We start from the raw sequence: 24,759 nt of genomic DNA, 5'->3' as shown, positions 1-24,759 counted from the left end.
GGATATGTCTTTGCCTATGATATGCTCATATCGAGCATAATTGGGAGCCGGTCATGAATCACGCAGTTTCCGCATCCTCGCTCTACAACCGCGTCAGCCGCGTCATTCCCAAAGCCGAATGGATGTCGTTCGAGGATGACATCAACGCCATTCTCGAGCTCAAGCGCCGCCGCCACGCCGTCATTCTCGCCCACAATTATCAGACGCCTGAGATTTTTCACGGCGTGGCAGATATCGTCGGCGACAGCTTGGCGCTAGCCCGCAAGGCTGTCGAGGTCGATGCCGATGTCATCGTGCTGGCCGGCGTGCATTTCATGGCCGAGACCGCCAAGCTTCTCAATCCTGAGAAAACCGTGCTGATCCCCGATCTCGGCGCCGGCTGCTCGCTGGCGGATTCGATCACGCCTGAGGATATCGCGCTGCTGCGCCAAGCCCATCCCGGCGTCCCCGTCATCACCTATGTCAATACCTCGGCCGCGGTGAAGGCGGCCTCCGACATCTGCTGCACCTCGGGCAATGCCAAACAGGTGGTGGAGTCGCTCGGCGTGCCGAAGGTGCTGATGATCCCCGACGAATATCTCGCCCGCAATGTCGCCCGCGAGACCGATGTCGAGATCGTCGCCTGGCATGGACACTGCGAAGTGCACGAACTCTTTACCGCTGACGATGTCCGCCAGCTGCGTGAAAACCATCCCGGCGTGACGGTGCTCGCCCACCCGGAATGCCCGCCCGACGTGGTGGCAGAGGCCGATTTCGCCGGCTCCACCGCTGTCATGTCCGATTATGTCGGCAGGCAGAAGCCGGCACGAGTGGTACTGCTGACGGAATGCTCGATGAGCGACAACGTCGCCGTGCACCATCCTGACGTCGAGTTCATCCGCCCCTGCAATCTCTGCCCCCACATGAAGCGGATCACGCTTGCCAATATCCGCGCCGCACTTGAGGAAAATCGCCATGAAGTGACGGTCGATCCGGCCATCGCCATGGCCGCCCGCCGCGCCGTCGAGAGAATGCTGGCGATATGACCGAGATCCTCGAACAGTTGAGCGGCCGCACCGTCATCGTCGGCAGCGGCCTCGCCGGGCTGATGACGGCGCTGACGCTGGCGCCGGAACCTTCCGTCATCGTCACACGCGCCGCGCTCGGTGCTGAGACCTCGAGCGCCTGGGCACAGGGCGGCATTGCCGCCGGCATCGGCGCCGACGACAGCGCCGCGCTGCATCTGGTCGATACGCTTGCGGCCGGCGACGGGCTCTGCGACCGGAGCATTGCCGCGGGCATCACCGCCGACGCGCCGGCAGCCATTGCCGCACTGGAGCGCGCCGGCGTTCGCTTCGACCGCGATGACGCCGGACAACTCTCGCTCGGGTTGGAGGCCGCCCATAGTCGCCGCCGCATCGTCCATGCCGAAGGCGACGGCTCGGGTGCGGCGATCATCGCAGCGTTGGTGCGGGCGGTGGCGCGGACGCCCGCCATCACCGTGCTCGAAGGCTTCGAGGCGCGGCGTATTCTGATGGACGGCGAGCGCGTCGCCGGCCTGCTTTGCGCGACCGCAAGCGGCGGGGCCGCCGTCCTTCCGACTGCGAGGCTCGTGCTCGCCACCGGCGGGATCGGCGGGCTTTATGATGCGACCACCAATCCGATGGGCAATGTCGGTCAGGGGATTGCGCTCGCGGCAAGGGCGGGTGCCGAGCTTGCGGATATGGAATTCGTGCAGTTCCATCCGACGGCGCTCGATTCACGTCGCAGGCCCCTGGCGCTTGTCAGCGAGGCGGTGCGCGGCGAGGGGGCCTTGCTCGTCAACGAACGCGGCGAACGGTTCATGGCCCGCATATCGGGCGCCGAACTCGCGCCGCGCGACGTGGTGGCGCGCGCCATCAGTGCCGAGATCGCCCGCGGCGGCCGCGTCTTCCTGGACGCCCGCAAGGCGCTCGGCAGCCGCTTTGCCGCACGCTTCCCCGTCATATCATCTCTTTGCGGCGAGGCCGGCATTGATCCGGTCAAAGACCTCGTGCCGGTGCGCCCAGCCGTTCACTACCACATGGGCGGCGTCGCGACGGATGACAATGGCCGCAGCTCGGTTCCCGGACTCTGGGTCGCCGGCGAGGCTGCGTCGACCGGTCTGCACGGCGCGAACCGACTTGCCAGCAATTCGCTGCTCGAGGCAGCTGTCATGGGCATGCGGGCGGCGCGCGACATATCGGCCATGCCAGCAGACCGCACCGGCGCCATCCTCGCAGAACAGCTACCGGCGCCGGCCGACGCATCCTCCATCCGCATGACTGTCTCGCGTCATCTCGGCGTGCTGCGCAATGCCGATGCCCTTCACGGTGCAATCGCCGCATTACTGCCACTTGTCGAGGCCGACGGTCCTGCCTCCGATCCGGCCATCGTCGCATTGCTGGTCGCCGTCTTTGCCAGCCTGCGGATGGAATCGCGCGGCGCCCACGCCCGCACCGATTTTCCCCTGAAGCTCGCCGATGCGCAGCGCCGCCGGATGCGCCTTTCCCAAGCGCTGGAGATTGCCCGCGCCACACCACCCTATTCGCTTGCCAGGAGCGCCTGACATGAGCCTAGCCCCCCTTCCGCGCCTGATTATTGAACCCTTGGTGCGGGCAGCCCTGCTCGAAGATCTCGGCCTTGCCGGCGACATCACCTCGGCGTCGGTCGTTCCCTCGGATCACCGCTCCACGGTGGTGATGGCCGCCCGCCAGCCCGGCGTGATCGCCGGCCTTGATGCGGCCGGCCTCGCCTTCACGCTCGTCGATCCCGAAATTGTCATGCGCCGCCACATCGAGGACGGCGATGCGGTCAAATCAGGTGACGTCATCGCCACCATCGAGGGCCCTTCGCGCGGACTCTTGACCGGTGAGCGCACCGCGCTGAATTTCCTCAGCCATCTCTCGGGCATCGCCACCGTCACGGCCGGGATTGCCGCCGCTATCAGCGGCACCAGGGCCTCAGTCGCCTGCACGCGCAAGACGACGCCCGGGCTGCGGGCGCTGGAGAAATATGCAGTGCGGGCCGGCGGCGGCATGAACCACCGTTTCGCGCTTTATGACGCGGTGCTGATCAAGGATAATCACGTGGCCATATCAGGCGGCGTGGCCGAGGCGATCCGCCGGGCGCGGGCTGGCATCGGCCATCTGGTAAAGATCGAGGTCGAGGTGGACAGGCTCGATCAGCTGCAGGAAGCGATGGCGGTCGGTGTCGATGCCGTTCTGCTCGACAATATGAAGCCGGATCAGCTGCGCGAGGCCGTCGCCATCGTCGCCGGGCGGGCGATCACCGAGGCTTCGGGCCGGGTGACGCCAGCAACGGCCGCGGCAATCGCCGCTTCCGGAGTCGACCTCATTTCGGTCGGTTGGCTAACGCACAGCGCGCCCGTGCTGGATATCGGCCTCGATTTCGTCGAGGCCGCCAGCGCGGCGTAAACCAGCACCAAATAGATCGCGCCGAATACTGTGATCGCTTAGGCTCGCTTGCTATTGGTTGCGGGTATGGAGGCCGCAGCGGAAATAACTGCGCCAAATCAGGTCCGGGGGCAAAGTGTTGGCAAGCATTCCCGGCCGGCTAATGTGAGAAAATGCAAATATTCGGTGTAAAAACCTCTTTTTGCGCTATGCGCGGGCCAATTAACGCTCTAACATGTTCCTGCGCGGCCGGTGTGCATGCGCGCCTGGTCTTCAGGGGTGAGAAGCGGGATGCAACGGACATCCGGACAGATGTCGGCGAACAGGCTCTGCCTGCTCGGAAGACCGCGATTGCTGGCAGCGGGGAGGGAACTCCCTTTGCCGGAGAAGTCTTATTTTCTTTTCGCCATGCTCGCCGCCGAAGCCGATCTCGAACTCGACCGGGAAACCGTCAGGCGGCAGCTCTGGCAATCGGAAGCGCCGGAAAAACGCGCAGGCAGTTTGCGCCAGTTGCTGGCGCGCATCGAGCAAAGCATTCCCGCCGGCCTTCCGCCGCTGCTGAAAGCGACCCGAACCCATATCGGCCTTGCCGAAGGCTGGGAAGTCGATATCCATATACTCAAACAGAAAGCGCCGCTCGCAGCCGAAGACGGCGACATTCTGAATGGCGAATTGCTAGAAGGCGCCAAGTCGCCGACGCAGGGCGCCGAGGACTGGCTGACCTTCGAACGCCAGCGTATCGATGAACTGCGCGCCGCCCATCTGACGCGGCTGGTCGAAACTGCTGACGACAGATCGGACGAAGAGCAGGTGGCCTTTGCCCGTCGCCTGCTGGAGCTCGACCCCGCCAGCGAGACGGCCTATCGGGCCCTGATGCGCATTTATGTCAGGATGAACGACCCGGCCGCGGCCCGGCAGTCCTATCTGAAGTGCAAGAGCCAGCTGAAGGACGAGTTCGAAACCGAACCGGAGGAAAGCACCACCGCGCTTGCCCGCGAACTCGGCCTGATCCCGGCAGCTCAGCCCGCGGCCGCCGAACGTCCATCGCCAGCGCCCGGCGCCTTCGCCGATCTGCTCGGCCAGCCGCGGATCATCATCCTGCCGCCGGAAAGCATTTTCACCGATCCGCTGATGGAGCGCGTCGGCAGGGCGCTGCTTGAAGACGTCACCATCGGCCTCAGCCAGCAGCGCGGCTTCAAGGTGATCGCGGCCCATACGAGCCTCGAAATCCTCAGCCGTTCGGTCGATCCGGCCCGAGCTGTGCCCCGTGCGCTCGACCTCAGCTTCGATTACGCGGTTTACGTCACCATCCAGGGCCGCGAGGAGGATGTCTATGCGACCTGCCGTCTGACGCGGACGACGACATCGGAGGTGATCTGGGCTCTGGAACTGCCGCTGGTCATGCAGAAGATCAGCGAATCCTTCGCGCATCTGACGCGGCGCATCGTCTCCTCGCTCGCCGACACCGTCGAACGCCACGAGCTGGCGATGCCGATCGGCGAGGCGCCGCCATCCGCTTACCGTCTCTATCTCGAAGGCAAGCGGCTGATCGCCCAGACCGATCTGCAGCATCTGCGCCAGGCGCGCAAATGGTTCAGATCCTCGCTCAATCGTTATGAGAATTTCTCGGCTGCCCATGCCGGCGTGTCGCGTGCGCTCGGCATGGAATGGCTGATCCGCGGCATGCAGGACACCGAACTGCTCGACGAGGCGAATGGCGCCGCCCGGCTGGCGCAACAGTCCGACCCGAACAGCGGCCGGGCCTATCGCGAGCTCGGCTTCGTGGCGCTGTACCGCCGCCGTTTCGACGAAAGCCTGGACTATTTCCAGCAGGCCCAGGATCTCAATCCCAACGACGCCGACATCCTCGCCGATTACGCCGACGCGCTTTGCCACAACGGCGACTTTGACAAAGCGCTGGATCTGAACAATGCGGCATTCAAGCTCAATCCGCTGCCGCCGGATTATTACTACTGGAATCGTGGCGGCATCCACTTCGACCGAGGCGAATATAATCAGGCGATCGAGGCGCTTGAGCCGGTGCAGTCGAAACAGGCGACCGCGCGACTGCTGGCAGCCGCCCACGCCATGGCGGGCGATATGAAAAAGGCCGGCAAATACGCTAACGTCGTCCTGGAAAATTTCCCGGATTTCCGCAGCGAGGACATCCGCCATTTCGTTCCCGACCGCGATCCCCGCTATACGGAAACGCTGATTCATGGCCTCCAACTGGCCGGACTTCCCTGATTGCATGGCCTTTTAACGAAGCCTGTAACGGTTAAATGACGCAGACAATGTTCCTCTGCAATGGTTAACGGCAGCCGGCTGCCTATCCCATTGGAGATGGACAATGAAAACCACTGTTGAAACCCATGCAGCAATGCCTTCCCAGCCGCGCTTCTCGGCCGCAGCCAAGGCTGCGATGAAGCAGGACGAACTCAATGTCACGGCAAATGCTCTCGAAAATCTGACCCATGCGCTGAAGTTCCGCTAAAGAGGCGAGATCGGTATGTCCGCCTTCGCCGATCTTGAATCGCTAGCCGATGATCTCAGACGATCATCGGCCGGCGTCAGCGACTATCACGACCGTGCAATCACGCCGGCGCAGACACTCGCGGCCATTAGGCCGAATCTGCGCGAATTCGGCATCACGCGCGTCGGCCTGCTGACCGCTCTCGACGTGCTGAGCATCCCCGTCGCCTTCGCGACGAGGCCGAACAGCCACACGCTTTCGGTCTTCCAGGGCAAAGGCATCGACAATGATGCCGCCATGGCCTCGGCCGCCATGGAGGCGATCGAGACGCGGATCGCGGAAATTCCGCCCGCCGACCTGACGCAGGCGACGGTGGAGAGCATGCGGGCGGAAGGCGCCGCCATGATCGATCTCGACAATGTCGCACGATGCGCGCCCGATGAAATCGGCGGTGACCCCATCCCCTGGTGCTCCGGCCTCGACATTCTGTCCGGCAGCAGCGTCTTCGTCCCCTGGTGGCTTGTCGGCCTCGACCATCGCGGCGAGCGGCCGCCGGGCTTCGAGCAATCGAGCGATGGGCTTGCCTCCGGCAATGCGCCGTCCGAAGCGGTCCTGCACGGACTTTGCGAGCTGGTCGAGCGCGACGCCTGGGCTCTGACCCAGTTGAAATCACCGCAGCGCCTGAAGGAGAGCCGCATCGACCCCGCCTCCTTCGGCGATGCGGTCATCGACGTCATGACCGACCGGGTCACACGCGCCGGCATGCGGCTGCTGCTGCTCGACATGACCACGGATATCGGCGTTCCGGCTTTTCTGGCCGTCATTATGCCGGGCAATCTTTCCGACCGCGCCGATGCGCGCTGGTCGCATGTCTGCGGCGGCTGCGGCTGCCATCCCGATCCTGTGCGCGCCGCACTGCGCGCCATCACCGAAGCGGCCCAGAGCCGGCTGACGGCGATCGCCGGCAGTCGCGACGATTTCTCGCCGCGCATCTACCAGCGGCTCGATCGGAGTGCGGCGATGCAGCAGCTGGTCGAACTCTGCGAGAGCGACGGCCGGATGCGCGCCTTTCAGAACCGCCATCGCCGTGCGTCGACGATCCAGGAGACCATCCGCCACATAGCCGACCGGCTGGTGGCGAGCGGGATCGAACAGATCGTCGCCGTGCCCTTTGCCCATCCGGCTTTGCCGGTCTCGGTCGTCAGGGTGATCGTGCCGGGCCTGGAGGTCGATATATCAGGCCAGTACGTCCAGCTCGGCCTGCGCGCCGTCAACACCATGAGAGGAGCCCAATCATGAAGGTTCTGTTCGTCGGTCCGAGCCTTGGTGGCGGTCTTGCCGCAGCGAGAAACATGTCTCCCTGCATTGATTTCCGCCCGCCTGCCGCCCGCGGCGACATCCTGAAGGCAGTAGAAGACGGCGCCACCGCGATCGGCCTTGTCGACGGCTATTTCGGCGAGCTGCCATCGGTCTGGCACAAGGAAATTCTCTACGCGCTCGAACATGATGTCGCCGTAGCCGGCGGCGCCAGCATGGGCGCATTGCGGGCTGCAGAATGCGCTCCGTTCGGCATGGTCGGGCTCGGCTCGATCTTCGAGGATTACGAGTCCGGGCGGCTGCTCGACGATGAGGCCGTCGCACTCGTGCATGCGCCGCAGGCGCTTGGCTGGCTGCCGCTTTCCGTACCCTGGGTCGATTTCGAGCCCACGGTTGATGCGCTTCATGCCCGCGGCGAGATCTCCACGGCCGAGCGCAAGAAACTACTGCTCGCCGGCCGCTTCCTGCATTTCTCCGAGCGCACCTATGCGCGCGTGGTCGACGAGTGCCATTTCCGCAAGCCGCGTCGTGACCTCCTCCTCGCCGCTCTCCGCAAGAATAGGGTCGAACGCAAACATGACGACGCGCGGCTAGTGCTGGAGTGGCTGCACCGCGAGCAATTCACACCTGTCAACCGTGACTGGCGCTTTGCCGCAACCTCGCATTGGGAGCTTTTGCACGCCGAAGTCACCCGCAACGTGACTCCTGTAACGCTTGAATAACGGTCTCGGCTAGATGATGCAGGGGTGATGGAATCTGAGGCTTCACGGCCAAAGGGGCGGGAACAATGTTTGAACAACGTAACGAAGGTACAGGCAGCGAATACGCAAGGATCTTCCGGCTGCTGTCGGCAGCCAAGGAGGAGGCTGAAAAGCTTCAGCTGCGTAATCTGATGCACCTGACGAACATGGCACTGCTGCAGGTCGTAATCGATTGGGACGGCATAGATCCGGACAGGGAACTTGACGTCAACCTCGAGAAACTGCTCGGCAGCAAGGCCAAGATCGCAATGAAGGACGCTAGCGAGAATCTAATCCTGATCGATCGCCATTGACCTTCATGCCGTCCGTTAGAATCGCGTGAAGGAGATCCGGCCTATTCGGCCGCTTCACCCTCGACCTGTTCGGTGTGGGCGATTGCCTGAACAAGCTTCAGGATCTTCTTGCGAAGAGCTTCGTTTTTGATCGAGAAGAACGCCGCATTCAGAAGCACACCCTCGCGCGAAATGACGAATTCCTCGCTGGGAGCGGGGTTGTCGTTAGCCGTCTCGGGCGTTGAGAGGTCGTCGAAGAACGTCCTGACGTCGACGTTCAGCGCGCCGGCGATTTCAACCAGCATGCTGGCGGAAACGCGGTTGGAGCCTTTTTCGTATTTCTGGATCTGCTGAAACGTTACGCCGACACGATCGCCCAATTCCGTCTGCGAAACTTTGCGCAGCAGACGCTGTATGCGGATCGTCTTTCCGACATGAACATCCACTGCGTGCGGTTCTTCTTTCATTTGTTTCCCTCCTGAGGACACGGACATGAGGTTATTCGCCATATCCGTGTCTGACACTTTTAACTGAGACACACAAAGCTAGCAATTGTCTGGCTGAAAGTCGTCCCAAACCGAAACATCGCATCGCTTCATATTAGCAGCAGCAAAAAACATGCCAAAGTAGCACTTTTGGGGGGTTACATCATCCGATTTCAGGGTGCCGAGCATGGTAGTTTGCTGCGGACCTTTCAGCCGAAGGATTGGCACGGCGTAAACAAAAAGTTACAATGACCAGAGGCGCTGGGCATTGGCGAAGAGCAGCTTGGAACGCTCCGCCTCGCTGCTGCCGGCGAGCACGGCATGGGTCGCTGCAACCCAGGTGGAAAGGCCGCCGCCGAGCGTGCAGACCGGCCAGTCGCTGCCCCAGATGACACGATCCCAGCCGAAACTTGCGATCACATGTTCGATATAGGGCATCAGCGTCTGTGCTGTCCATGTCTGCGCATCCGCATAGGCGACGACGCCTGATATCTTGCAGATCACGTTCGGCCGGCGGGCGATCTCCGATATGCCGGCCTTCCATGGCTCGAAGGCATCGGAGCGGATATCCGGCACGCCGCAATGATCGAGGACGAACTGAACGTCGGGCGCGAGATCGACGAGAGCGGTGACGCGACCAGCCTGATGCGGCAATGTGCAGAGGTCGAAGGTCAGGCCGCTGCCACCGATGCGCCGGATGTTGTCTCGAAACAGGACGCCTTCCGAGACGGTGTCGGGCACGACATGCAGCACGCGGCGGAAGCCCTTGACGAAGGGATCGGCCTTTTGCAGCTCGAGATAGGCGGCAAAACCTTCCTCCTCGGGACGGCAGGAGACAATCGCCCCGGCAATCAGGCTGCCTTGCCTTTTGGCGATCGATGCAATGTGGTCGGTCTCGGCCTGCATGACGGCCGGATCGACATCGACCTCCATATGCAGCGCCGTCATAATGCCGCAGCGCCGCGCCTCGGCCGCATAGGTCTCATAGAGAAAGTCATGGTCGAGAGCCGGCACGCCGGAGAGCCAGGGATAGGAAAGCGCCGACCGGTCGATGATATGCAAATGGGTGTCGATGAGCACGTTTTCCTCCTCCTAGGAATGGTCTTTGCCGCAAACCTATTTCTCGTGAATGGATTATTCAAATAGAAATTTCTGCTGCCCGGGCATGGCTGCCTCACCCTGGCATGCCGTAAAGCCTGCCCTTCATCCTAACCCTCTCCCCGTAAAACGGGGCGAGGGGAGAGAGGGACGGAGAGGCCGCGGCATATCCTCTTCGCCCGCCTGCGGGGGTCCGAAGGACGGGTCGAGACCCGTGGCTCGACCCCGGTCGGTGGCGCAGCCGGATAAGGGGCAGCGGCGCGATGGTCAGATCGGGCCGACATCCGCCCCGGCCAGCAGCGAAAGCTGAGCGGCGGTCTTCTGCACCAGCGTGATCGTTTGGGTGATGTCGGGGGCGGACGGCGCATTGACAAGGGCGATAAAGGGGCAGGTCAGGGCGGCGATACAACGCCGGTCCGGCCCAAGAACGGGCGCCGACAGATTGTAGACGCCTGATGTCTGGGCGCTCGCCATCATCTCGTAGCCGCGCTCGCGGATCTGGTCGAGGCGATCGTAAAATTCGGCGCCAAGGTCGATCTCGGCGCGGTTGCGCGCATGTTCCGATATCATCATCTCCCGCTCCTCGTCGCTGCGGAAGGCGAGCAGCACATGCCCCGAGCCGGTGTCGAACAGGCTGATATGGGCGCCGATGCGGATCGAGAAGCCCCAATAGTCCGGCGCTTCCTGTTGGGCGATGACAACGGCGGCGCCACGGTCAAAGACGGCGAGATGATTGGCCTGACGGGTGCGCTGGGCGAGGTCGCGCATCAGCGGCGTGGCATAGGAGGCAAGCCGGCGCACAGGCGCATGCAATTGCGCAAGGCCAAAGAGCTTCAGCGTCAGCGAGTAGCGATCGCCATCCAGCCGGGTGACGTAACCGCGACGCACCAGCCGGTCGAGCATACGATAGAATTCATTGGGACTGCGGTCGAGCCGCTTGGCAATCTCCGCCTGGGTGAGGCCGCTGTCGACGCCGGCGAGCAGCTCCAGGATATCGAGGCCCTTGTCTAAAGCAGGAGCGCGATAGCGGTCTGACTCGTCGGTCTCCATTCCTTCCTCCTGTGAATTTTATTCTGCATATACGCAGAACCATGGCCGGAAAAGGAAAATTGCGCGCTTGACCCTTGGCCAATCGTCTGTTTGTCTATAAACAGACAAATCATAATTGAAGACACCCAATCAGCAGAAACGACGAAAGGCGGGGCTTCGCGCCTTGCCCTACGCCGGCCGAAAGGCGCAAAGAGAGAAAATGGCAGGCCCCGATGGACGTCCTATTCCATCACCGCGCGGCCTTCGGCAAGATAACCGCATGCATCGTCTCATGTAGACAATCCAGAAGAGGCCCGTGACATGACAAACAGACTTTCCGGCAAGACCGTTCTCATTACCGCCGCCGGCCAGGGCATCGGCCGGGCGACGGCGGCAGCCTTTGCCGCGGCCGGCGCCAAGGTCCATGCAACCGACATCAACACCGATGCGCTGGCAACCCTTGCCGCGGAAACCGGCGTCTTCACCCATAAGCTCAACGTGCTCGACGGGGATGCGGTCACCGCGCTCGTCGCCGAAATCGGCACTGTGGACGTTCTGTTCAACTGCGCCGGCTTCGTCCATGCCGGCTCGATCCTGGAAATGCCGGATTCCGATCTCGAATTCGCTTTCGACCTCAACGTCAAGGCGATGATCCGCACCATCCGGGCGGTGCTGCCCGGCATGCTCGAACGCAAGGACGGGTCGATCATCAACATGGCCTCCGTCGCTTCCAGCATCAAGGGCGTGCCGAATCGCTTCGCCTATGGCGTCACCAAGGCGGCGGTCATCGGCCTTACCAAATCGGTCGCCGCCGATTATGTTGCTCAAGGCATCCGCTGCAATGCCATCTGCCCCGGCACGGTGGAAAGTCCGTCCCTGCAGGACCGCATGCGCGCACAGGGCGATTACGATGCGGCCCGCGCCGCCTTCATCGCCCGCCAGCCGATGGGCCGGCTCGGTTCGCCGGAAGAGATCGCCGATCTCGCCGTCTATCTCGCCGGCGCCACCTACACGTCGGGCCAGGCGATCGCCATCGACGGCGGCTGGACGATCTGACGTCGGCTTCGTGAGGCGGCCGGCAGAGTGCCGGCCGCTCCCGGCTATCGCAATTGGCCCCATAAATCGGGAGGAACAACATGACCCGCATCACCGACCTTCGCGTTTTCGATCTCCGCTTTCCCACCTCGCAAAGCCTTGACGGATCCGATGCGATGAACCCCGATCCCGACTATTCGGCCGCCTATGTCATTCTCGACACGGATGTCCCGGGCCTTGCCGGCCATGGCCTGACCTTCACCATCGGCCGTGGCAACGACATTTGCTGCATGGCGATCGAAGCGATGCGCCACCTCGTCGTCGGCGCCGATCTCGGCGAGGTGCTTGCCCATCCCGGCAAATTCTGGCGGCATCTGACCAGCGACAGCCAGCTGCGCTGGATAGGCCCCGAAAAGGGCGCCATTCACCTGGCGACCGGTGCGGTCGTCAACGCCGTCTGGGATCTGCTCGCCAAACAGGCCGGCAAGCCGGTCTGGCGGCTCGTCGCCGAGATGTCGCCGGAAGAGATCGCCGATATTGTCGACTACCGCTACCTCACCGATGTGCTGACGCACGATGAAGCCATCGCCATTCTCAAGAAGGCGGAAGCCGGCAAGCCGGAGCGGATCGCCATTCTCGAAAAGGAAGGTTACGCCTGCTATACGACGTCGGCCGGCTGGCTCGGTTATGAGGACGAGAAATTGCGCCGACTCTGCCAGGAGGCGATCGATGCCGGTTTCAACCATATCAAGATGAAGGTCGGCCGCGATCTGGAAGACGATATCCGCCGCCTTCGGATCGCCCGCGAGGTGATCGGCCCCGATCGTTATCTGATGATCGACGCCAACCAGGTCTGGGATGTCGGCCAGGCGATCGACTGGGTCAAGGCACTTGCTTTCGCCAAACCCTTCTTCATCGAGGAGCCCACAAGCCCCGACGATGTCGCCGGCCACCGCAAGATCCGCCAGGCAATCAGCCCGGTGAAGGTCGCGACCGGCGAGATGTGCCAGAACCGCATCATGTTCAAGCAATTCATCGCCGAAGCCGCCATCGACATCGTCCAGATCGATTCCTGCCGCATGGGCGGGCTGAACGAGGTCCTTTCCGTCCTGCTGATCGCCGCCAAGTTCGGCCTGCCGGTCTGGCCGCATGCCGGCGGCGTCGGTCTTTGCGAATATGTGCAGCATCTGTCGATGATCGACTACGTCGCCGTATCGGGCACCAAGCAAGGGCGCGTCATCGAATATGTCGATCACCTGCACGAACATTTCCTCGATCCCTGCCGGATCGAGAACGCCGCCTATATGCCGCCGACCCTGCCGGGCTTTTCCATCGAGATGAAACCGGCGTCGATCAGCAACTATACGTTTCGCGGCTAGACACTTGATCCCAGGCTTTAATGGACATCCGACTCCGGTCCCTTTTCAAGCGACGCAGGCAAAGCGGCTTCGCTCCGCCTTCTTGGCTTGATAAAGGGCCAATCGGCCCGTTCCATCATCGTATCGGCCGAGTTTCAATACTTCGCGGCCGAGAGCTTTCTGCGATCTTTGCCAGATTTTCGATCTCCAGCGTCGAACACATTCCTACACAATCCGACGGCACAAGGATTGTCTGGACGACTGCGGTATTTTTGTGCCACCCCCTTGTTCAGAGGCGATAATTGTTTAAGAAATCAAACTTGGATTTAAGATATCTTTAATTGCAACCTAGCTCTCGTTTCCAGATTTTTTCCATTTGCCGCATACTGTTTATTTATCCAGATGCTTTCCCTTCACCGTCCAAACACCATCATCAGACCGGGCCAGTCGTCGAGCAGCGACGCGTGCCGGCCAAATCAACAATGACAACAGAGGTTCCAATGAGGAAAGCATTCCTTCTATCGATCGTAGCGATGTCGTTCAACGCAGTATTGGCTGGTTGCACGACAGTAACTGCCGATGGTTTGACGCGCTATGAAAAGAACGTCAGCGTGGCGAGTGGCGAGCGTACTAGGTTGGGTGTCGCCTTCCTCATCAATCCTGACTGCAGCATGAGAGCAGTGCCCGAGGTCCGCATCCGCGAGGCGCCGAAGCACGGCAAGGTGGAGAGTGTGCGCGAACTCGCGTTCCCCAATGGCAAGGGCGAATATAAGAAGTGCAATGGCACAAAGGTACCCGCCACCGTAGGCTACTACACGCCTGACGAGGGCTTTGTCGGTAAGGACAGGGTTGTCGTTCGCACGTCCTATAAAAACGGCGTTGTCGACGAAGGGGTCCTGAACATTACGGTAGTCGAATAGTCATGCGCTGATGGCGACCGGCATCGCGAGCTTTGACGCCGCCGCCCCAGAATCCAACCTCCAGGCTGGGAACCTCCCATGAACATGCGATACGCACTTTTTTATTCGGCGCTCCTTCTCCTTGAGGGAGGGCACGCTCAAGCTCAGGAGATCACGAAGGAGAGTACCTCCGCTACGGTCATCTCAGGCAGTCGAACCGTCATTTACCAGTCGTCATTCGTGCATCCTGACTGCACGTCTGCTGCCCTGCCGCGCCTAAAGATTCTGGACGGCGGCAAACATGGAAAGATTCAAATCGTCCATGAAAAGGTGTTTCCGAATTTCGAACGAAGCAATCCTCGCTTCAAATGCAATGGCCGCAAGGTCGACGGAGCGGTGGTTTACTATACGCCCGGCGCCGGCTTCACTGGATCCGATAAAGTAAGGTTGCGAGAGTCAAGCGAGTCGGAGGCCGGCGTTTGGGAGATCACAGCACGCATAACTGTCGTTGATTGACAGGATTTTCGACTAGCCGATCGATCACAGGGGCGCGCAACTGCAGACGGCGCCTTCTGGATCGGCGGCGAGAGAAAACGGGCATTTCGAGCAAGCGTCGCAGTGACCCGCGCGAGGGAACAGCGCGCGGTCGATGGTGGTGTTACGCGCCGCTATCCTTTTCGGCGCTCGCCGCCATATGCTTAAGCTCGTCCCAGAGGCTTTCGGCGAAGCTGCGCAGGACCGTGAGCTCGAAGCTGTCATCGCCGGTGCGGGCGATCTGCACGGAAATGTGACCGACCATCGTCATCGCAGAGCTGCCTTCCGCAAATATGCCGGCGTCGAGATCGACCGCCGTGCCTTTGGAAAGAAGCAGCCTTGAGGAGCGGCCGGAAATGCCGATGCGGATGCGGCCGTGGCTCTGGTCTGTGACGAAGGCTTTTCCGGCGAGCGCCGCCGTAAGAGCCGCAAGACCGGCCGGGGCAAGCGGCTCGTCGCCGGCAACGAACCATTGCCGGAAGCCCGCCTGGCGGATCGAACTTGTGGCAAGGCCCGCTTTCGCCAATTCCGCGGCAAGCGTGGCCGGCTCGATTGCGCCAAGCACATGCAGCAGGTGGCCTTCCGGCTGGGCTTCCAGCCGGATGTCTGCCTCTGAGATACCGGTATATCTAGCCCCGGCAAGAACCGGTCTGTGTTGCGGAAGATCAGGCATGGAGCTTCTCGTTTTCGGGATCGATGAAGACGGGATGGCAGAGCACCGCCTCGGTGAATTCATTGCGCAGGCCGTTCCAGACCGTCACCTTCTCGCCGATGCGGTCGGGCCCGCGCCGGACGAGCGCCAGGCCGATCGTATGGCCGAGGCTCGGCGAAAACGCGCTCGACGTGACATAGCCTTGATCGTTTTCGAGCGTCGCCGCAGCGCCCTCGGCAAGGATATGCGAGCCGGTGCGGAAGCCGCTTGCCGGATTGAGCGGCTTGACCCCGACGAGGCGCGGCCGCTCAGGATCCTGCAAGCCTTCGCGGGCGAGCATCGCCTTGCCGATGAAATCCGGCTTGGTCGATGAGACCATGCGGCCGAAGCCGAGATCGCCCGGTGTGACCGTGCCATTGATCTCGGCATGGGTGACGTGGCCCTTTTCGATGCGCATGACGCCGAGCGCTTCCGCGCCGTAGGCGCAGATGCCGTGTTTTTCGCCTGATGCCATGATGGCGTCGGCAACGCTTTCGCCGTAGCCGGCCGGGACGGCGAGTTCGTAGGCAAGTTCACCGGAGAAGGAAATCCGGAAGAGCCGGCCTTCAAGGCTGCCTGCGAATAGCGACACTTTGCGGGCACTCATGAAGGGGAAGGCCGCATCGGAAAGATCCTCGTCGACGATTTCCGAGAGGATCGCGCGCGACTTCGGCCCGGCAACCGCAATCTGCGCCCATTGATCGGTCGAGGAGGCGAAGCAGACGTCGAGTTCCGGCCAGAGCGTCTGTGCGCAGAATTCGAGATGGGTGAGCACGCCGGCGGCAAGCGCTGTCGTCGTCGTCATGAAGAAATGGTCGTCGCTGAAACGGCTGGTGGTGCCGTCGTCATAGATGAAACCGTCCTCGCGCAGCATAATGCCGTAACGGGCCTTGCCGACGGCCAGCTTGGCAAAGCCGTTGCAATAGATGCGGTCGAGGAAGGCTGCGGCATCGCGGCCGAAGATCTCGATCTTGCCAAGGGTCGAGACGTCGCAGAGGCCAGCATTCTTCCGGATGTTCAGCACCTCGCGATCGACGCTTTGGCGCCAGGTCGTTTCGCCGGCGCGCGGGAACCAGGAGGAGCGGTACCAGAGGCCGGTTTCGACGAAGACCGCGCCGTTCTTTTTCGCCCAGCCGTGCAGCGGCGATTTGCGCGCCGGCTGGAAATGTTTGCCGCGGGACGCCCCGGTCAAAGCGCCGAAGGAGATCGGCGTATAAAAGGGCCGGAAGGTCGTCGTTCCCACCTCGGCGGGCGACACGCCGCGCGCCTCGGCAAGAATGCCGATGGCGTTGACGTTGGAAAGCTTGCCCTGATCGGTCGCCATGCCTGATGTGGTGTAACGCTTGGCAAGTTCGACATGGCCGTAACCTTCGCGGACGGCGAGGCCGAGGTCCTTGAGATGCACGTCGTTTTGGTAATCGACGAAAGCCTTGCCCTTCGAGCCTTTGACCGACCAGAGCGGCTTCGCGCGCTGTGCCGTCTCGGTGGCTGAGGCAAAGGCCGGTTCCGCTGCAATGCCGATTGCCTTCAATGCGGCGGCAGCCTTTCCCGCTCCATCGCCGAGGCAGGCGGCAATCTGCGCAAGGCCGGCAGCCGAGCCGGCAACGGCCAGACCATCCTGCGCAGCCGGCGCCAGGAATGCCGCGGCCTCCCGCGACCATTGCGGTTTGCCGCCGCGATGGCAGGCAAGATGGATGATCGGGCTCCAGCCGCCCGACACGGCAAGCGCATCGGCTTCGATCCGGCGAACACCCTCTTCGGTTTTGACGCTGACGCCGCGCAGACGCCTGCCGCCATGGGCATCGATAATCCGCGCGCCCCTCAGCACCTCGGCGCGGCCCGGCCAGCTCTCGCCGCCATCGGCTCGGCTGTCGACGATCGCCGCAACTCGAAGGCCGGCGGCTTCAAGGTCGCCGGCGGTGTGATATCCGGTATCGTTGGTGGTGAAGATCACCGTGCTTTGGCCTGGCGCGACCGCCTGCCGATTGAGATAGCTGCGCATGGCGCCTGCCATCATCACGCCGGGAATATCGTTGCCGCCGAAGACCAGCGGTCGTTCCTCGGCCCCCGTCGCAAGAATCGCCTGCCGGGCAATGATGCGCCACAGCCGTTCCACCGGACGATCCGGATCGGGCAGCGCTAAATGCTTTTGGACGCGCTCGACGGCTCCGAAAACACTGTCGTCGTACCAGCCGAAAACAGTCGTGCGTGGCAGGCGGCGCACATTTTCCAGGCCCTCCAGCTCGGCAAGCAGCTCGCCGAGAAGGCTCCCCTCCGGCTTGCCGTCAACTGCGCCGCTTTCGCAAAGCAGGCTGCCGCCGAGTTCGGATCCCTCATCTGCAAGAATGACACGTGCGCCGGCGCGGCCGGCGGTCAGCGCTGCAGCAAGGCCGGCAGGGCCGGCGCCGATCACCAGTAGATCGCAATGCGCCCAGCATTTCTCATAGGAATCGGGATCAGCCTCGTAAGAGGCTCTGCCGAGGCCCGCAGCCTTGCGGATTACCGGCTCGTAGAGCTTTTCCCAGAGCGCTGCCGGCCACATGAAGGTTTTGTAGTAGAAGCCGGCGCTGAGGAAAGGTGAGAGCAGGCCGTTGACCGCGCCGACATCGAAGCCGAGCGACGGCCAGCGGTTCTGACTCATGGCCGTCAGCCCCTGATAGAGTTCGATCATCGTCGCGCGCGTATTCGGTTCGGTGCGCCCACCGCTGCCTGTCGTCACCAGCGCGTTCGGTTCGGCGGCCCCCGCCGTCAGAATGCCGCGCGGGCGGTGATATTTGAAGCTGCGTCCGACGAGCTGGATACCGTTGGCAAGCAGCGCCGAGGCGAGCGTGTCGCCCGGATGGCCTTGCAGCGCCTTGCCGTCAAAGGTGAAGCCGAGTGTCTTGTCGCGGTCGATGCGACCGCCGGAGGAAAGACGGAAGCTCGTCATACCGGTTCTCCGCCGAGCTTGGCAAGGGCGGCATCCCTGACGCCGTGGACCGCATGGGTGACGGTGTCACGCTCGACGATCAGCCAGCGGCGGCATCCGGAGGAATGGTGCCAATATTCGCTGTGGCGGCCCTTCGGATTGTCGCGCAGGTAGACGTACTCGTACCAGGCATCCGCCCCGGCATCCGGCGCCGGCCGGACAAGGTTCGCATCGCCGCGGATCGAGAATTCCTCCTTGGGCCGGACGCCGCAATGGGGACATGAAATCAGGCTCGCCATCGTTTAAATGTCCTCAGTGCAGATTGGGCTGGGCGCCAACGCCCTTTTCGTCGATCGGATAGCCGCGCGCGAAACGATCGAGCCGGAAGGCGCGGGCCGTCTGGTGCGGCGTGTTGCGGGCGATCAGATGGGCGTAGCAGAAGCCGGAGGCGGGCGTGGCCTTGAAGCCGCCGTAACACCAGCCGCTATTGAGGTAGAGATTGTCGATATGGGTGCGGTCGATGATCGGCGAGCCGTCCATGCTCATATCCATCACCCCGCCCCAGGAGCGGAGATAACGCACGCGCGACAGCGACGGGATCATCGCGACCCCGGCTTCGGCGACATGCTCGACCGAAGCGAGATTGCCGCGCTGCGCATAGGAATTATAGCCGTCGATGTCGCCGCCGAAGACGAGGCCGCCCTTGTCGGACTGGGAGACGTAGAAATGACCGGCGCCGAAAGTGACGACATTGTCGATGAAGGGTTTCAGCCCTTCGGAGACGAAGGCCTGCAGCACATGGCTTTCGATCGGCAGGCGAAGGCCGGCCATATCGGCGACCACGGTGGAATTGCCGGCCGCCGCCAGCGCCAGCTTGCCGCAGCCGATGAAGCCTCTGCTAGTCTCGACGCCTGTGACTTCACCATTTTCCGTGCGAATGCCGGTGACCTCGCATTGGGTGATGATATCGACGCCGCGGCTGTCGGCGCCGCGGGCATAACCCCAGGCGACCGCGTCATGGCGCACCGTGCCACCGCGCGGCTGGTATAAACCACCCATGACCGGGAAACGGGCATTGTCGAAATCGAGAAAGGGCAATTTCCTGCGCACGGCCTGCCGGTCGAGCAACTCGGCATCGACGCCGTGCAGCCGCATGGCGTTGCCGCGACGCGTATAGGCGTCACGCTGCGCGTCGGAATGGAAGAGGTTCAACACGCCGCGCTGCGAGACCATGGCGTTGAAGTTGAAGTCCTGCTCCAGCCCTTCCCAAAGCTTCATCGACAGTTCGTAGAAGGGATTGTTGCCAGGCAGCAGGTAGTTGGAACGGATGATCGTGGTGTTCCTGCCGATATTACCGGAGCCGAGATAGCCCTTTTCCAGGACGGCGACATTGGTGATGCCGAACTCCTTGGCAAGATAATAGGCAGTGGCCAGACCATGACCGCCGCCACCAACGATGACGACGTCGTAATGCGGCTTCGGCGCCGGATCGCGCCAGGCGGGCGCCCAGCCCTTGTTGCCGCGAAGGCCGTTCAGAAAAATCGAAAGAGCGGAATAGCGCATGTGTCACCCGGAAAGAACAGCTGCATGATGCCAGAAAGAATCGGCGAGACTTGCACAAAACGGACATATGTCGCTAAGAAAGGGACATGTCCTCACTTGATAGCAGAAATGTTCAGACGATCGGCTTCATGCTGATTCCGGGATTTGCGCTGATGTCCTATGCCTCGGCGACGGAGCCGCTGCGGGCGGCAAATCTGCTGGCTGGCCGCGAGATCTATCGTGTCTCCACCTATTCGCCGGATGGGGCGCCGGCCCTTTCCTCCTCCGGCGTCAGCGTGCCCGCCGATCCCCTTCCCATGAGGGGATCGGGCCTTAGTACCGCCTTCGTCTGCGCCGGCGGCTTGCCTCGGGATTGGCGATATCCTAGCGTGCTTGCCTGCCTGAGGCAGTTGTCGCGCGAAGGCATGCGGATCGGCGGCATTTCCGGCGGCCCCTATCTGATGGCCGCCGCCGGACTGCTTGGGGGCCGCGACTTCACTATCCATTGGGAGCATGCGGCCGCCCTTCTCGAAGCCTTCCCGGATCTCACGCCGCGCCAGGCGCGCTTCGTGATCGACGGCAACAGGATCACCTGCGGCGGCGGTGTCGCTCCACTTGACATGATGCATGTGCTGATCGCCGAGCGGATGGGGCCGGATTTCGCCCGCCGGGTCAGCGACTGGTATCTTCACACCGAGGTCAACGAACCCGCTGCTCCGCAGCGTGCGTCTCTCGCCGAGCGATACGGTGTCCACCACCCTGGCCTGCTCAGCGTTCTCGAACGGATGGAGGAGACGATCGAGATGCCGCTCGAGCGCGCCGCAATGGCGCGAATCGCCGGTGTCACCACCCGCCATCTCGACCGGCTCTTTGCGGCCCATCTCGGCACCAGCTTCCTCGATCAATACCGCAGGATCAGGCTTCAGCATGCCCATCGCCTGCTGAAGCAGAGCCCGCTTTCCGTCTCGGAGATCGCTGTTGCCACCGGTTTTTCCAGCCTCAGCCATTTTTCCCGGATGTTCCGTGTCGTCTACGGCATCGCCCCGCGAGAGGCGCGGCGGGAATAAGTTTTCTTCACGGTTGAGAAATTTTCACTATGGCGATAAGCGTTGCCTTGACCCAAAAGAGAAGGCAGCAGTAAATCCGATGAAAGCCAAAGGTGAAGCGGCAGACCAACCGGAACAGGCGCAGGGCGGACGCACCCCCTTTTCCCAGGACCCGCACGCCGTTCGCGAACCGAAGGAAAACAACCTCGAAATGGCGATCGGCCATGAGGTGCGGGCCTACCGCAAGAAACTCGGCATCACCGTCACCGATCTCGCGGCTGCGACCGGCATTTCGCTCGGCATGCTGTCGAAGATCGAGAACGGCAACATCTCGCCGTCGCTGACGACGCTGCAGTCATTGTCGAGGGCGCTCGGCGTGCCGCTGACGGCCTTTTTTCGCCGCTACGAGGAGCCGCGCAATGCCGTCTTCGTCAAAGCGGGGCAGGGCGTCGAGCTGGAACGGCGCGGCACCCGCGCCGGCCATCAATATAATCTGCTCGGCCATATCGACAACAACACCAGCGGCGTCATCGTCGAGCCTTATCTCATCACGCTGACGGCCGATTCCGATGTTTTCCCGACCTTCCAGCATGAGGGCATGGAGTTTCTCTACATGCTCGAAGGCGAGGTCATCTACCGCCACGGCGACCAGCTTTTCCAGATGCAGCCGGGCGACAGCCTGTTCTTCGACGCCGATGCGCCGCATGGGCCGGAGCAACTGGTAAAACTGCCGAGCAGGTACCTCTCGATTATCAGCTATCCCCAGCAGAACTCGCGAAGCTGAGTTGCCTTAGAAGAAAAGTTTATTCCTACCAGTTGAAGTCCATACATAGACCTGCTAGTCCTTTCTCAACATGAAAGGAGGCACAGGCGATGTGCGGCATTGTTGGATTGTTCCTCAAGGACAAAAGCCTTGAGCCTCAGCTCGGAAACCTGCTTTCGGATATGCTGATCACCATGACGGATCGCGGGCCGGACTCGGCTGGTATCGCGATCTATGGCGGCTCCGCAGAGGGCAAGGCGAAAATCACTATCCAGTCCAGCAATCCAGGCGCGGACTTCGAGGGCCTCGCCACTGACCTCGAGGCAGCCGGCATCAAGGCCCATGTGTGGATCAAGAGCACGCACGCGGTCATTGAGCTTGATGCCTGCAAGCTTGGAGCAGTGCGCGAGGCGCTCGAACGGATTCGCCCGGCAGTCCGCCTTATGGGCTCGGGTGAGAGCGTCGAAATCTACAAGGAAATCGGTCTCCCAAAAGATGTCGTGGCGCGGTTTGGCGTCCGCGCGATGAGCGGGACCCACGGCATCGGCCATACCCGCATGGCGACCGAATCCGCGGTCACCACCCTCGGCGCCCACCCATTCTCAACCGGCGCCGACCAGTGCCTTGTGCACAACGGCTCGCTGTCCAACCATAACAACCTGCGTCGCGAGTTGGTCCGCGAGGGCATGACTTTCGAAACGCAGAACGATTCCGAAGTCGCCGCCGCCTATCTGACGGCCGAAATGGCCAAGGGCAAGGATCTCGGCCAGGCGCTGACCGGCGCGCTCGACGACCTCGACGGCTTCTTCACCTTTGTCGTCGGCACCAAATCCGGCTTCGGCGTGGTGCGCGACCCGATCGCCTGCAAGCCCGCCGTCATGGCCGAGACGGAGCAATATGTCGCCTTCGGTTCGGAATACCGCGCGCTGGTCAATCTTCCCGGCATCGAGAATGCCCGCGTCTGGGAGCCGGAGCCGGCAACCGTCTACTTCTGGGATCACGACAAGGCCGCCTGAGGGCGCGCCTGAACGCCAAGAGGCGGCGCAGGCCGTCTCCCGGACCAACGAGGATTCAATGCCGACATTCGATCTTTCCAACACGCCTCTGCGCGAACTGAACAGCGCGCTGCACGCCCTTTCCAAAGGCGCCAACGACACTCAATTCGAGGTCATCAACCCGCGCGGCAGCCATGCCGTCGCCGTCGGGATCGACAGCCCGGTGACGGTCGCTGTCAGGGGATCTGTCGGCTATTACTGCGCCGGCATGAATGACGGCGGCAAGATTACGGTTCATGGCTCGGCTGGACCGGGTGTTGCCGAAAACATGATGTCCGGCACCGTCGTCATCGAGGGCGACGCCAGCCAGTATGCCGGCGCGACCGGCCGGGGTGGCCTGCTCGTCATCAAGGGCAATGCCGCCTCGCGCTGCGGCATTTCGATGAAGGGCATCGACATCGTTGTACACGGCAGCATCGGCCACATGTCGGCCTTCATGGGTCAGTCCGGCCATCTCGTCGTCCTTGGCGACGCTGGCGATGCGCTCGGGGATTCGCTCTACGAAGCCAAGCTGTTCGTCCGCGGTGAGGTCAAGAGCCTCGGCTCCGACTGTATCGAGAAAGAGATGCGGCCGGAGCATCTGGAAAAGCTTGCCGAACTGCTCGACAAGGCAGGCGTGACGGACGTCAGACCCGAAGAGTTCAAACGCTACGGCTCCGCCCGCAAGCTCTACAATTTCAACATCGACAACGCAGACGCGTACTGAGGCGAGGGACACTCATGAGCTATCACAACCCCTATACCCCGCCACGCAAGTCCGCGACTTTCGACGACTATACGCTCGCCGAAATCCGCCGCGCGGCCGCCACCGGCATCTATGACATCCGCGGCGCCGGCACCAAACGCAAGGTTCCGCATTTCGACGATCTGCTGTTTCTCGGCGCCTCCATCTCGCGCTATCCGCTCGAAGGCTACCGCGAGAAGTGCGATACGACAGTGGTGCTCGGCTCGCGCTTCGCCAAGAAGCCGATCACGCTCAAGACGCCGATCACCATCGCCGGCATGAGTTTCGGCGCGCTTTCCGGCAACGCCAAGGAAGCGCTCGGCCGGGGTGCGACGATCGCAGGCACGTCGACCACGACAGGCGACGGCGGCATGACGGATGAGGAACGCGGTCATTCGCAGACGCTGGTCTACCAATATCTGCCGTCGCGCTACGGCATGAACCCGAAGGACCTGCGCCGCGCCGACGCAATCGAAGTCGTCGTCGGCCAGGGCGCCAAGCCCGGCGGCGGCGGCATGCTGCTCGGCCAGAAGATCTCCGACCGCGTCGCCAATATGCGCAACCTGCCGAAGGGCATCGACCAGCGCTCGGCCTGCCGCCATCCGGACTGGACGGGCCCCGATGATCTGGAAATCAAGATCATGGAGCTGCGCGAGATCACTGACTGGGAAAAGCCGATCTACGTCAAGGTCGGCGGCGCGCGTCCGTATTACGACACCGCTCTTGCCGTGAAGGCTGGCGCCGACGTCGTGGTGCTCGACGGTATGCAGGGCGGCACTGCGGCGACCCAGGATGTCTTCATCGAAAATGTCGGCATGCCGACGCTCGCCTGCATACGTCCGGCCGTCCAGGCGCTGCAGGATCTCGGCATGCACCGAAAGGTGCAGCTGATCATTTCGGGTGGCATCCGCTCGGGCGCCGACGTGGCGAAGGCGCTGGCGCTAGGCGCCGACGCGGTCGCGATCGGCACGGCGGCGCTCGTCGCCATCGGCGACAACGATCCACGCTGGGAAGAGGAATATCAGAAGCTCGGCACCACGGCCGGCGCCTATGACGATTGGCATGAAGGCAAGGATCCGGCGGGCATCACCACCCAGGACCCAGAACTGGCACAACGCCTCGACCCGGTTGCGGCCGGCCGCCGCCTCGCCAACTACCTCAAGGTCATGACGCTCGAGGCTCAGACTATCGCACGCGCCTGTGGTAAGAACCACCTGCACAATCTCGAGCCGGAAGACCTCGTTGCATTGACGATCGAGGCATCGGCCATGGCGCAGGTGCCGCTCGCCGGTACCAACTGGATCCCTGGCAAGGGAGGCTTCTGATTTCTACCGGCCGGGCAATATCCCGGCCGTC

24 protein-coding genes are annotated in these 24,759 nt (G+C 62.5%); 17 read left to right on the top strand and 7 right to left on the bottom strand.

The genetic code is table 11. The annotated features are described in order from the left end of the window. Positions 1 to 53: 53 nt before the first annotated feature. The 8 genes from nadA to NMA58_RS29375 all read left to right on the top strand — a co-directional run bounded on the left by nadA (position 54) and on the right by NMA58_RS29375 (position 8,257). Positions 54 to 1,025, top strand: coding sequence for a quinolinate synthase NadA (gene nadA / locus NMA58_RS29410; protein ID WP_430958953.1), 972 nt, complete (start codon positions 54 to 56; stop codon positions 1,023 to 1,025). Further along, positions 1,022 to 2,566 (top strand): L-aspartate oxidase, encoded by a 1,545-nt coding sequence (locus NMA58_RS29405; RefSeq protein ID WP_434714618.1) that lies wholly within the window; start codon positions 1,022 to 1,024, stop codon positions 2,564 to 2,566. The genes nadA and NMA58_RS29405 overlap by 4 nt, the downstream gene beginning before the upstream one ends. A 1-nt stretch (position 2,567) precedes the next feature. Further along, positions 2,568 to 3,434 carry a carboxylating nicotinate-nucleotide diphosphorylase gene (gene nadC, locus NMA58_RS29400; protein ID WP_430958951.1) on the top strand — a complete coding sequence of 289 codons (867 nt, stop codon included), beginning with the start codon at positions 2,568 to 2,570 and terminating at the stop codon, positions 3,432 to 3,434. 270 nt (positions 3,435 to 3,704) lie between these two features. Next, positions 3,705 to 5,660 carry a BTAD domain-containing putative transcriptional regulator gene (locus NMA58_RS29395; RefSeq protein ID WP_434714617.1) on the top strand — a complete coding sequence of 652 codons (1,956 nt, stop codon included), beginning with the start codon at positions 3,705 to 3,707 and terminating at the stop codon, positions 5,658 to 5,660. Positions 5,661 to 5,763: 103 nt separating this feature from the next. Continuing rightward, positions 5,764 to 5,907 (top strand): hypothetical protein, encoded by a 144-nt coding sequence (locus tag NMA58_RS29390; RefSeq protein ID WP_176536271.1) that lies wholly within the window; start codon positions 5,764 to 5,766, stop codon positions 5,905 to 5,907. 15 nt (positions 5,908 to 5,922) lie between these two features. Further along, entirely contained in the window at positions 5,923 to 7,185 is a 1,263-nt protein-coding gene (locus tag NMA58_RS29385) for a YcaO-like family protein (RefSeq protein WP_434714615.1), read from the top strand. Continuing rightward, complete coding sequence (locus NMA58_RS29380; RefSeq protein WP_183702086.1) at positions 7,182 to 7,925, top strand: TfuA-like protein; 744 nt, start codon at positions 7,182 to 7,184, stop codon at positions 7,923 to 7,925. Before NMA58_RS29385 ends, NMA58_RS29380 begins: the two co-directional genes overlap by 4 nt. Positions 7,926 to 7,990: 65 nt before the next feature. Continuing rightward, positions 7,991 to 8,257, top strand: a complete 267-nt coding sequence (locus tag NMA58_RS29375; protein WP_003594963.1) for a hypothetical protein — start codon at positions 7,991 to 7,993, stop codon at positions 8,255 to 8,257. Positions 8,258 to 8,298: 41 nt separating this feature from the next. Here NMA58_RS29375 and NMA58_RS29370 read toward each other — a convergent pair whose 3' ends face one another. The 3 genes from NMA58_RS29370 to NMA58_RS29360 all read right to left on the bottom strand — a co-directional run bounded on the left by NMA58_RS29370 (position 8,299) and on the right by NMA58_RS29360 (position 10,869). After that, positions 8,299 to 8,703, bottom strand: a complete 405-nt coding sequence (locus tag NMA58_RS29370; RefSeq protein ID WP_085781220.1) for a helix-turn-helix domain-containing protein — start codon at positions 8,701 to 8,703, stop codon at positions 8,299 to 8,301. A 261-nt stretch (positions 8,704 to 8,964) separates the two neighbouring features. Then, on the bottom strand, positions 8,965 to 9,801 hold the full coding sequence (locus tag NMA58_RS29365) for an amidohydrolase family protein (protein WP_434714614.1): 837 nt from the start codon (positions 9,799 to 9,801) through the stop codon (positions 8,965 to 8,967). A 285-nt stretch (positions 9,802 to 10,086) separates the two neighbouring features. After that, entirely contained in the window at positions 10,087 to 10,869 is a 783-nt protein-coding gene (locus NMA58_RS29360; protein ID WP_434714613.1) for an IclR family transcriptional regulator, read from the bottom strand. A gap of 300 nt (positions 10,870 to 11,169) precedes the next feature. Here NMA58_RS29360 and NMA58_RS29355 point away from each other — a divergent pair, with 300 nt between their 5' ends. From NMA58_RS29355 to NMA58_RS29340, 4 genes are all read left to right on the top strand, one after another. Next, on the top strand, positions 11,170 to 11,904 hold the full coding sequence (locus tag NMA58_RS29355) for an SDR family oxidoreductase (RefSeq protein ID WP_085781217.1): 735 nt from the start codon (positions 11,170 to 11,172) through the stop codon (positions 11,902 to 11,904). A gap of 80 nt (positions 11,905 to 11,984) precedes the next feature. Beyond that, a complete protein-coding gene (locus NMA58_RS29350) occupies positions 11,985 to 13,262 on the top strand; it encodes an L-fuconate dehydratase (RefSeq protein ID WP_434714611.1) in 1,278 nt (425 codons plus the stop codon). Positions 13,263 to 13,741: 479 nt separating this feature from the next. Then, positions 13,742 to 14,161, top strand: a complete 420-nt coding sequence (locus tag NMA58_RS29345) for a hypothetical protein (RefSeq protein ID WP_434714610.1) — start codon at positions 13,742 to 13,744, stop codon at positions 14,159 to 14,161. A 78-nt stretch (positions 14,162 to 14,239) separates the two neighbouring features. Beyond that, positions 14,240 to 14,656, top strand: a complete 417-nt coding sequence (locus NMA58_RS29340; RefSeq protein ID WP_434714609.1) for a hypothetical protein — start codon at positions 14,240 to 14,242, stop codon at positions 14,654 to 14,656. A gap of 142 nt (positions 14,657 to 14,798) precedes the next feature. Here the strand turns inward: NMA58_RS29340 and NMA58_RS29335 are convergent, their stop codons facing one another. Genes NMA58_RS29335 through NMA58_RS29320 form a run of 4 tightly spaced genes read right to left on the bottom strand, consistent with a single transcriptional unit; the run spans position 14,799 to position 19,836 of the window. Continuing rightward, positions 14,799 to 15,347: a sarcosine oxidase subunit gamma family protein gene (locus tag NMA58_RS29335; RefSeq protein WP_430958942.1), complete on the bottom strand. Its 549-nt coding sequence runs from the start codon at positions 15,345 to 15,347 to the stop codon at positions 14,799 to 14,801. Then, on the bottom strand, positions 15,340 to 18,294 hold the full coding sequence (locus NMA58_RS29330; RefSeq protein ID WP_434714608.1) for a sarcosine oxidase subunit alpha family protein: 2,955 nt from the start codon (positions 18,292 to 18,294) through the stop codon (positions 15,340 to 15,342). Before NMA58_RS29330 ends, NMA58_RS29335 begins: the two co-directional genes overlap by 8 nt. Next, the gene (locus NMA58_RS29325; protein ID WP_434714607.1) at positions 18,291 to 18,572 is read right to left on the bottom strand and encodes a sarcosine oxidase subunit delta; all 282 of its coding nucleotides are present in this window, start codon (positions 18,570 to 18,572) and stop codon (positions 18,291 to 18,293) included. The genes NMA58_RS29330 and NMA58_RS29325 overlap by 4 nt, the downstream gene beginning before the upstream one ends. 13 nt (positions 18,573 to 18,585) lie before the next feature. Next, positions 18,586 to 19,836, bottom strand: a complete 1,251-nt coding sequence (locus NMA58_RS29320; RefSeq protein WP_221114407.1) for a sarcosine oxidase subunit beta family protein — start codon at positions 19,834 to 19,836, stop codon at positions 18,586 to 18,588. Positions 19,837 to 19,922: 86 nt separating this feature from the next. Here NMA58_RS29320 and NMA58_RS29315 point away from each other — a divergent pair, with 86 nt between their 5' ends. The 5 genes from NMA58_RS29315 (at position 19,923) to NMA58_RS29295 (ending at position 24,728) form a co-directional block, all read left to right on the top strand. Further along, positions 19,923 to 20,882 carry a GlxA family transcriptional regulator gene (locus tag NMA58_RS29315; RefSeq protein WP_434714606.1) on the top strand — a complete coding sequence of 320 codons (960 nt, stop codon included), beginning with the start codon at positions 19,923 to 19,925 and terminating at the stop codon, positions 20,880 to 20,882. Between the two features lie 79 nt (positions 20,883 to 20,961). After that, positions 20,962 to 21,645, top strand: coding sequence for a helix-turn-helix domain-containing protein (locus NMA58_RS29310; RefSeq protein ID WP_085781211.1), 684 nt, complete (start codon positions 20,962 to 20,964; stop codon positions 21,643 to 21,645). An 89-nt stretch (positions 21,646 to 21,734) separates the two neighbouring features. Then, positions 21,735 to 22,640 (top strand): class II glutamine amidotransferase, encoded by a 906-nt coding sequence (locus NMA58_RS29305; RefSeq protein ID WP_434714605.1) that lies wholly within the window; start codon positions 21,735 to 21,737, stop codon positions 22,638 to 22,640. Positions 22,641 to 22,698: 58 nt separating this feature from the next. Beyond that, positions 22,699 to 23,385 (top strand): protein GlxC, encoded by a 687-nt coding sequence (locus tag NMA58_RS29300; protein ID WP_434714604.1) that lies wholly within the window; start codon positions 22,699 to 22,701, stop codon positions 23,383 to 23,385. A gap of 14 nt (positions 23,386 to 23,399) precedes the next feature. Continuing rightward, the gene (locus NMA58_RS29295; RefSeq protein ID WP_285195083.1) at positions 23,400 to 24,728 is read left to right on the top strand and encodes an FMN-binding glutamate synthase family protein; all 1,329 of its coding nucleotides are present in this window, start codon (positions 23,400 to 23,402) and stop codon (positions 24,726 to 24,728) included. Positions 24,729 to 24,759 lie beyond the last annotated feature (31 nt).

The organism is Rhizobium sp. YTUHZ045, from assembly GCF_051124255.1.
Lineage (GTDB): Bacteria > Pseudomonadota > Alphaproteobacteria > Rhizobiales > Rhizobiaceae > Rhizobium.
Note: the sequence above shows the minus strand (reverse complement) of the source record. Positions and strands in the feature narration are given on the sequence as shown.

Coding starts and splice junctions, on each gene's coding strand:
- nadA (WP_430958953.1), top strand. CDS start 54: ATGAATCACGCAGTTTCCGCATCCTCGCTCTACAACCGCGTCAGCCGC.
- NMA58_RS29405 (WP_434714618.1), top strand. CDS start 1,022: ATGACCGAGATCCTCGAACAGTTGAGCGGCCGCACCGTCATCGTCGGC.
- nadC (WP_430958951.1), top strand. CDS start 2,568: ATGAGCCTAGCCCCCCTTCCGCGCCTGATTATTGAACCCTTGGTGCGG.
- NMA58_RS29395 (WP_434714617.1), top strand. CDS start 3,705: ATGCAACGGACATCCGGACAGATGTCGGCGAACAGGCTCTGCCTGCTC.
- NMA58_RS29390 (WP_176536271.1), top strand. CDS start 5,764: ATGAAAACCACTGTTGAAACCCATGCAGCAATGCCTTCCCAGCCGCGC.
- NMA58_RS29385 (WP_434714615.1), top strand. CDS start 5,923: ATGTCCGCCTTCGCCGATCTTGAATCGCTAGCCGATGATCTCAGACGA.
- NMA58_RS29380 (WP_183702086.1), top strand. CDS start 7,182: ATGAAGGTTCTGTTCGTCGGTCCGAGCCTTGGTGGCGGTCTTGCCGCA.
- NMA58_RS29375 (WP_003594963.1), top strand. CDS start 7,991: ATGTTTGAACAACGTAACGAAGGTACAGGCAGCGAATACGCAAGGATC.
- NMA58_RS29370 (WP_085781220.1), bottom strand. CDS start 8,703: ATGAAAGAAGAACCGCACGCAGTGGATGTTCATGTCGGAAAGACGATC.
- NMA58_RS29360 (WP_434714613.1), bottom strand. CDS start 10,869: ATGGAGACCGACGAGTCAGACCGCTATCGCGCTCCTGCTTTAGACAAG.
- NMA58_RS29355 (WP_085781217.1), top strand. CDS start 11,170: ATGACAAACAGACTTTCCGGCAAGACCGTTCTCATTACCGCCGCCGGC.
- NMA58_RS29350 (WP_434714611.1), top strand. CDS start 11,985: ATGACCCGCATCACCGACCTTCGCGTTTTCGATCTCCGCTTTCCCACC.
- NMA58_RS29345 (WP_434714610.1), top strand. CDS start 13,742: ATGAGGAAAGCATTCCTTCTATCGATCGTAGCGATGTCGTTCAACGCA.
- NMA58_RS29340 (WP_434714609.1), top strand. CDS start 14,240: ATGAACATGCGATACGCACTTTTTTATTCGGCGCTCCTTCTCCTTGAG.
- NMA58_RS29335 (WP_430958942.1), bottom strand. CDS start 15,347: ATGCCTGATCTTCCGCAACACAGACCGGTTCTTGCCGGGGCTAGATAT.
- NMA58_RS29330 (WP_434714608.1), bottom strand. CDS start 18,294: ATGACGAGCTTCCGTCTTTCCTCCGGCGGTCGCATCGACCGCGACAAG.
- NMA58_RS29325 (WP_434714607.1), bottom strand. CDS start 18,572: ATGGCGAGCCTGATTTCATGTCCCCATTGCGGCGTCCGGCCCAAGGAG.
- NMA58_RS29320 (WP_221114407.1), bottom strand. CDS start 19,836: ATGCGCTATTCCGCTCTTTCGATTTTTCTGAACGGCCTTCGCGGCAAC.
- NMA58_RS29315 (WP_434714606.1), top strand. CDS start 19,923: ATGTCCTCACTTGATAGCAGAAATGTTCAGACGATCGGCTTCATGCTG.
- NMA58_RS29310 (WP_085781211.1), top strand. CDS start 20,962: ATGAAAGCCAAAGGTGAAGCGGCAGACCAACCGGAACAGGCGCAGGGC.
- NMA58_RS29305 (WP_434714605.1), top strand. CDS start 21,735: ATGTGCGGCATTGTTGGATTGTTCCTCAAGGACAAAAGCCTTGAGCCT.
- NMA58_RS29300 (WP_434714604.1), top strand. CDS start 22,699: ATGCCGACATTCGATCTTTCCAACACGCCTCTGCGCGAACTGAACAGC.
- NMA58_RS29295 (WP_285195083.1), top strand. CDS start 23,400: ATGAGCTATCACAACCCCTATACCCCGCCACGCAAGTCCGCGACTTTC.